Source organism: Frankia canadensis (genome assembly GCF_900197875.1).
GTDB lineage: Bacteria > Actinomycetota > Actinomycetes > Frankiales > Frankiaceae > Frankia > Frankia canadensis.
On sequence record NZ_FZMO01000220.1, the window covers coordinates 1 to 6,215 of the forward strand.

5 protein-coding genes and 1 pseudogene are annotated in these 6,215 nt (G+C 66.9%); 3 read left to right on the forward strand and 3 right to left on the reverse strand.

What is annotated here, in order from left to right:
- Positions 1 to 410 precede the first annotated feature (410 nt).
- A pseudogene (locus tag C1A33_RS17535) lies at positions 411 to 1,378 on the reverse strand (IS66-like element ISFsp11 family transposase); the annotation flags it as partial.
- Positions 1,379 to 1,915: 537 nt separating this feature from the next.
- Between C1A33_RS17535 and C1A33_RS17540 the strand changes: the two are divergent.
- The 3 genes from C1A33_RS17540 to C1A33_RS17555 all read left to right on the forward strand — a co-directional run bounded on the left by C1A33_RS17540 (position 1,916) and on the right by C1A33_RS17555 (position 5,168).
- Positions 1,916 to 2,434, forward strand: a complete 519-nt coding sequence (locus tag C1A33_RS17540; protein ID WP_243407662.1) for a helix-turn-helix domain-containing protein — start codon at positions 1,916 to 1,918, stop codon at positions 2,432 to 2,434.
- 291 nt (positions 2,435 to 2,725) lie between these two features.
- The gene (locus tag C1A33_RS17550; protein WP_101832557.1) at positions 2,726 to 4,006 is read left to right on the forward strand and encodes a cytochrome P450; all 1,281 of its coding nucleotides are present in this window, start codon (positions 2,726 to 2,728) and stop codon (positions 4,004 to 4,006) included.
- A 451-nt stretch (positions 4,007 to 4,457) separates the two neighbouring features.
- Entirely contained in the window at positions 4,458 to 5,168 is a 711-nt protein-coding gene (locus tag C1A33_RS17555) for an AfsR/SARP family transcriptional regulator (RefSeq protein WP_207770356.1), read from the forward strand.
- Between the two features lie 282 nt (positions 5,169 to 5,450).
- Here the strand turns inward: C1A33_RS17555 and C1A33_RS38390 are convergent, their stop codons facing one another.
- Both C1A33_RS38390 and C1A33_RS38395 read right to left on the reverse strand, forming a co-directional pair.
- Entirely contained in the window at positions 5,451 to 5,672 is a 222-nt protein-coding gene (locus C1A33_RS38390; RefSeq protein WP_101832559.1) for a hypothetical protein, read from the reverse strand.
- Positions 5,673 to 5,708: 36 nt separating this feature from the next.
- A complete protein-coding gene (locus C1A33_RS38395) occupies positions 5,709 to 5,876 on the reverse strand; it encodes a hypothetical protein (RefSeq protein ID WP_165818449.1) in 168 nt (55 codons plus the stop codon).
- Between the last annotated feature and the right edge of the window lie 339 nt (positions 5,877 to 6,215).

The window sequence follows — 6,215 nt, forward strand, 5'->3', positions numbered from 1 at the left end:
GGCACTCGGCGCCGCCTGCATCAGGGCCGCCCGCGCGGACACCAGCGTGCACGCGGCCGGCAGGTCCAGTCCGGTCTCGTCGAGCACGCCCACGCCCGCCCCGCCCGCGCCGTCGGGTCCCGCGCCGCACGCGCAGGTCCGACGCGAGAACGGCGGGCAGGTCCCCGGCCGCCGGCGGCGGTGCGGACGTCGGCCCCGAGACCAGGCCGCGGCCGCCGGGCGCGGTCGCGGATCCGTCCTGCACCCGCAGCATCCTTCCAACACCGCCGCCGCGAGCGCGAGAGGTCGGCCGGCGAGTCCCGGCCTCGTCACCGTCCCGCCGGTGCGACGGCGGGACGGTGCTTAGGGTGCGGAGACGGTCCTCATCGGCTCATCACCGGCCACTGCCGAATCGAACAGGCGTTCCGCGGGTAGCCGTGCCAGCCGGTGAGGATCTCGGTGCTGGCGATCGCCTCGGACGAGCGCGAGCCGATCGCGCCGTACCAGACCAGCCCGGGCTGCGGGGTCCGGATCACGAGCAGGTGCGGGCTGCCCGACAGGACCGTGCCGGTGTCCCCGGCGAGGTCGCGGCGCAGCACGTTGACCGGGGACTCGTCGCCGCACAGCATCGGCTCGGCGCGCCGCGCCGTCTTCATCGCCTCGTCGAAGCCGGCATCCTGGAGGCCCTGGGCGAGCCGTTCGTTCGCGCGGGCGACGAACCCGGCTGAGACCGGCACGCCCAGCAGCGCGTCGATGGCCCTCGGAGGCGAGCAGCACCGCCGCCGCGTGCAGCCGCGGCCCGTAGGACACCAGGCCCGGCCCCGCGTGTCGCACCCCCGGCCCGGCCGCGGCCGTGACCTTCCCGCAGCAGGCGCACCGCCGCTGCGGCAGCACCCACTCGAGCTTCTCCAGCAGCGCATCGAGCAGGTTCCAGACTTGCGCCCAGCCATCAGTGAGCACTTCGCTACCCGCCAGGTCCCCCTGACACGACGAGCACTCCGCTGGGCGGGTCCGCCGACGACGACCGGTCCGGCTCCAGCCCCGCACCAGCGTGGCCCGGCTGCCCGCCCGGCTTCCGCTCCTTCGAACGAAACCCGCTCCGAGGACGGCCCGCCGCTTTGCCTTCCGTTTCCTTCGCCCCGATCGGTTCCTTCGACGGCGGGACCGGCGAGTTGGCGCTGTCCATTCCGACCGCCGCCGCAGGTCGGCGACTTCAAGCTCCAGCCGCCGCCGCTCGGCCCGCTCCGCGGCCAGTTCCGCCTCGCGCCGCTCGGCCATGCTCTCGATACCCGGCGCAGCCGCTCGTTCGTCGCCGCCAACCGGCCGTCTCCGCGAACTCCTCGATCCGCGTCTCGGCAGCCGCCAGACGCGACTCCAACGACGCGGACGAGTCAGCCACAAATCCAGACCATCCCCGCACCGCAGCCACGGTCAAGCAACAGCGCCAAGGTGTCACACCAACGCAAACACGCAGCTCGGCGGGACACCGTCACCCACCCATGACTCGCCACTCCAGACCCACTGCGCCCGACGACCAGCACGGCGCGCCGGGTGTCGTCATGCCTTGCTGCGCCCCAATACAACAGAGCCGTAGTCCTCCAGCCACAGGAACCCGAGGAGGGAAGATCGATTCGAATCGCGGTCATTACCATTATAGGCCAGTCGGGGTCAAGGGCGATGACCAGGCGTAATCGGTGGCACTCGAACAGAGTATCTGCGGCGGGTCGATACTTAAGTTGAGATGCAGGTCGACGATGTCGATACAGTCGACGGCACACGGAGTAGCTTCACTCACGGTAGCTATTTTCAGCGTATTGCTGCGGCGAATAGGTCGGTGATAGTGTCGCGCATGCCGCCTCAGTTATCCGGCGGGGTCAAATGGTCGTAGCGATGCCCGACAGAATGATCGTGTTGGCGTCGAGGGGTTGGATGGTGGATGGGTTGGCGGGAGCAGTTGACAATCGAGGAACGGGAGCTGATTTCCCGGGAGTTGAGCAAGAACCGATCGGCTCGGTTCATCGCGAAGGCGCTCGGCCGGCACCACTCGACGATCTCACGAGAAATCGAGCATAACGGCGGCGGACAGGTCTTTCGGGCGGTGGAAGCGCAGGCGCGGTGTGAGGCGCTGCGGGCCCGTCCGAAGGAACGCAAGCTCGTCGCGTCGGCGGCGCTGCACGACGCGGTCAACGCGGGCATGGCCGAGAAGTGGTCCCCGAAACAGATCAGCGAGAGACTGGAGAAGGACTTTCCCGACGACGAGAGCATGCACGTATCCCACGAGACGATCTATGAATGCCTCTACCTGCAGGCCCGCGGCGAGCTGCGGACCAAGCTGGCGCTCGCGCTGCGCAAGGGCCGGACCAGGCGGGTGAACCGGTCCCGGACGACCGTGGCCGCCGACCTGTCGCGGCATACCCAGGCCGAGCTTGATACATTAAGACGGCCGAACAGCTGAACGGAAGGCCGCGGCAGACGCCGCGGATGGGCGAAGCCGGTCGAGGTCTTCGACGCTTTGCTGGAAAGCATGCGTCGCTATGATCCCTGCTTTCCGCCCTGCCGGTTCGCACGTCCGGAGTCGACGCCCACCACGATGCCATCCGGTATGAATGGGCGCGTCGCGACCGCGCCGGGCAGGCCGTTGTCGCCGGATCGAAATCGTCCGCTTCGCTCCCGATACCCGGCTGACGTCAATCGTCTCCTTCTTCGCCAGCCGCCGACGATCCGTTACGCCTATGAGGAGTAAGATATGAAACTCGTCGACGCCGACCTCCCGACGGCCCGAGCGACCGAGGCGCAATCACCGTGGGTATGGCCATCCAGCCGACGTTTCCGCGACGCGAGTCCGAAGGAAAAACTCGACTTCCTGGCACAGCTACGAGACTCGCCTGGACTTGTGCATTTCGATGAGCCGCGTATCCCCGGTCTGCCGCAGGGCAACGGCTACTGGGCACTGACCCGGCACGCTGACGTGGTCGAGGTCTCGCGCCGCCCCGGTGACTTCCGCTCCGGCGACGGTGCTCTGTGGATCAACGATCTCGGCCAGGACTTCAGCGACTTCTTCGGCTCAATTATCAACATGGACGACCCGCGCCACGGCCGCCTGCGGCGCATCGTCACCACAGCGTTCACCCGCCACGGCGTCCGTCGCCTGCACGCGCACATTGAAAGGACTGCGGCCGACACCATCCGCGCCCTCGCCGGACGCCGGGAAATCGACATTGTCACCGACATCTCGACGCCATTCTCGCTCACCGTAATCTGCGACCTTCTCGGCGTCCCTGAAAGCCACCACGCCGAGGTGCTCGCCGCGTCCAACGTCCTCGTATCCGGCGGTGACCCCGACCTGGTCCCAGACCAGAGCGATCCGATCCGAGCCTTCCTCCACGCCGGAACCACCCTCGCGGCCCTCGCCGCCGACCTCGCCGAACACCGCCGCCGTAGACCCTGCGACGACCTACTTACGGCCCTCGTGCGCACCAAGGTCGACGGCACCCACCTGACACCCCGGGAGATCGCCTCGTTCTTCACCCTCCTGGTCTTCGCCGGCCAGGAAACGACCCGGAACGCGATCGCCCTCGGCCTCTGGGCCCTACACAACGACCCGCAGGCCTGCGCCGCCTGGGCCGCTGACTTTGACCGGCTTGCACCCACTGCCGTCGAAGAGATCATCCGCCATACGAGCCCCGTCGCCCTGATGCGCCGCACCACTGTCCGAGACACCACTCTCAATGGACACCGTCTTGCTGCTGGCGACAAAGTCGTCCTTTATTACGCCGCCGCTAACCATGACCCAGCAGTCTTCGACGAACCCTACCAACTTGACCTCACCCGCTCACCCAATCCACACATCGGCCTCGGCGGGCCAGGCCCCCACTACTGTCTCGGCGCCGTCTTCGCTCGCGCTGAAATCACCGCTATCTTCCGAAAAATATTCTCCCAACTTCCCGGACTGACCATTACTGGCGAGCCCGTCTATCTCCGTTCTACATCCGTCAACGCCATCAAAACTTTGGCTGCGCATGTATGAAGGACGGTATCGTAATCCTGGGTACGGTCGCTATGGCCTGAGCGGAGGGACTGGCATACTGGCCGTCTCCACGATCCTTGCCTTCACTGGAGTGAAATAGGTCTTTCTCGCATTTTCCGATTAGACAAGTCGCGCCGTGTTGCGCATCGCACGGCCGTTGCTCCCGACGCCGTTCCCACCCGCCGAATCCAGTCCACAGCCACACCGTAGAGCACCAATTTGTGCCTCAGGACGGCCCACAGATTGGACGCGTTCGCCCCCGGCTCGGGAGCAGTTCTTCAAGGTCGCCTACGCGGCAATCTTCGTCGCCACCGGTTCCAACTTCCTGCGCGCCCTGCGCACCGAGAGCGGGAGAAGCATGTCGGTCACCCCACTGAGCTCGCGCTCAGCGGACAAGCTCCCTGATCCGAGCGGACGGCTCCTCTGGTTCGCGATGCTAGGTCCCCTCCAGGTGGAGGTCGCGGCTTCTCGGGCACCGGTAGCCGGCATCCGCGCTCGTTCTCTCCTGATCTTGCTTCTGCTCCACCGCAATCAGGTGGTTCGCCTCGACCGCCTCATCGAGTTCATCTGGGAAGCGCCGCCCGCGACGGCTGTCCCGCAGGTACGGAACCTGGTGGCAGAGCTGAGGCGAGTGCTCCAAGCCGCGGGGCAAGAGATTATCGAGACCTCTCTCGGTGGATACAGGCTCGTCGCGACGGATGACGAGGTCGACGTCGCGCAGGCAGAACACCACGTGGCCGAGGGCACGACGGCCGCGGCCGAGGGCGATCACCGCCTTGCGCTCGAATGTTTCGGCAGATCGTTGGCTCTGTGGCGAGGTGAGCCGCTCGGCGATGTCGCGCCGTCGTTGGCGCTGGCCTGGCGGCCCCGGTTCACCGAACTTCGCCGCCGGGCTCTTTTGGGGAAGGCCAGATCCCGTCTGAATCTGGAGATGTTCGAGCAGGCCGTGATCGAGTTGCTCGACGCCGTGGTCGAGTTCCCCTTCGAAGAGGAGCTGCGGCTGCTTCTGGTGACCGCCCTCTATAGATCCGGTCGGTCCACGGCCGCGCTGAAATCATGCCGTGATGCCCGCCACTACTTCCTTGACGAGCTCGGCGTAGATCCGAGCCCGGCTCTTCGAAGCCTCGAGGTCGAGATCCTGAGAGGTGGGTCACCGAGATAGCCTTCGACACGGTCGGTACATCAGTCGACCCGGCACGAGCAAAGGTTCTTGTAGCCCAGCGTGGCGTCCTCGGCCGTCAGGTCGGGGTCGGAGGTCGCGAGCAGGTACTTCCCGTCGAGGCGCCCCTCGGCTTTCACCTTGGCGCGTTCGATCGCGAGCCGGCCTTTCGAGGTCTGGCGGATCCACCGGCCCAGCGAGGTGTTGTCGCGCAGCGCACACTTCGCCCTGGCATGCGCTTGTTCGGCGCGCTGCCGGGCATTGTCGATCAGCTTCCGGTCGCGGTCACGTTGACTGGTCGGTGATCCGCCAGCTCCGCCCGATGCGTTCCAGGTCGGCGGTGCGCCGGGCTTGGTCGCGGGTCGCCTGGTCGGGGTTGTGACACAGGATGAACCGGGTCCCGTCGGCGTCGTCGAGCCGGATCTCCTTGACCCGCGGGTTGTCACGGACGTCCTGGTAGAGGGCGGCCTGGTCGGCGTCGGGGGAGTCGGTCTCGAAGTAGGTCAAGGGTCGTGTCGAAGAACAGCAGGTCGACCTGAAGGTTCAGAAGATTGGGCGGCGGGAGAAGAACAGCGGCTCCTGCACTGCCCCCGCGATGTCGGCCTCCACGAGCAGGTCCATCGCCCGATAGGCTCGGTTCTCATCCATCCCCGCCAGGCCCGGCACGACGACGTCCTCGGACACCCATTCGGTCGCAGGCAGTTTCGACATCGGCGCGATCGCCGGTTACCGAGTCGGTCCGAAGTTGCGGACAGGCCCGCTTCACCCGAGCCCGCGGGATCGCCGGAGCCGTCGCCGAAGCGCGTCCGGATCGACGCGGCCAGCCGCCGCGGCCCCTCGACGTCGACCGCCTCGACCCGGCCCAGGTTCATCAGCACTTGGGGCTTCACTGCCCCGTCGACGCGGTGGTTGTGGGCCAGCGCGACGTAGCGCACGACCGAGCCGTCGGAATTCCGCCGCTGCGTGAACCGCAGATACATGGCCAGGCCAAGCTACTAGAGTTTCGCAGTTTTCTTGATCGGGATCGGCGGCCGATAACGGCTGGATGAT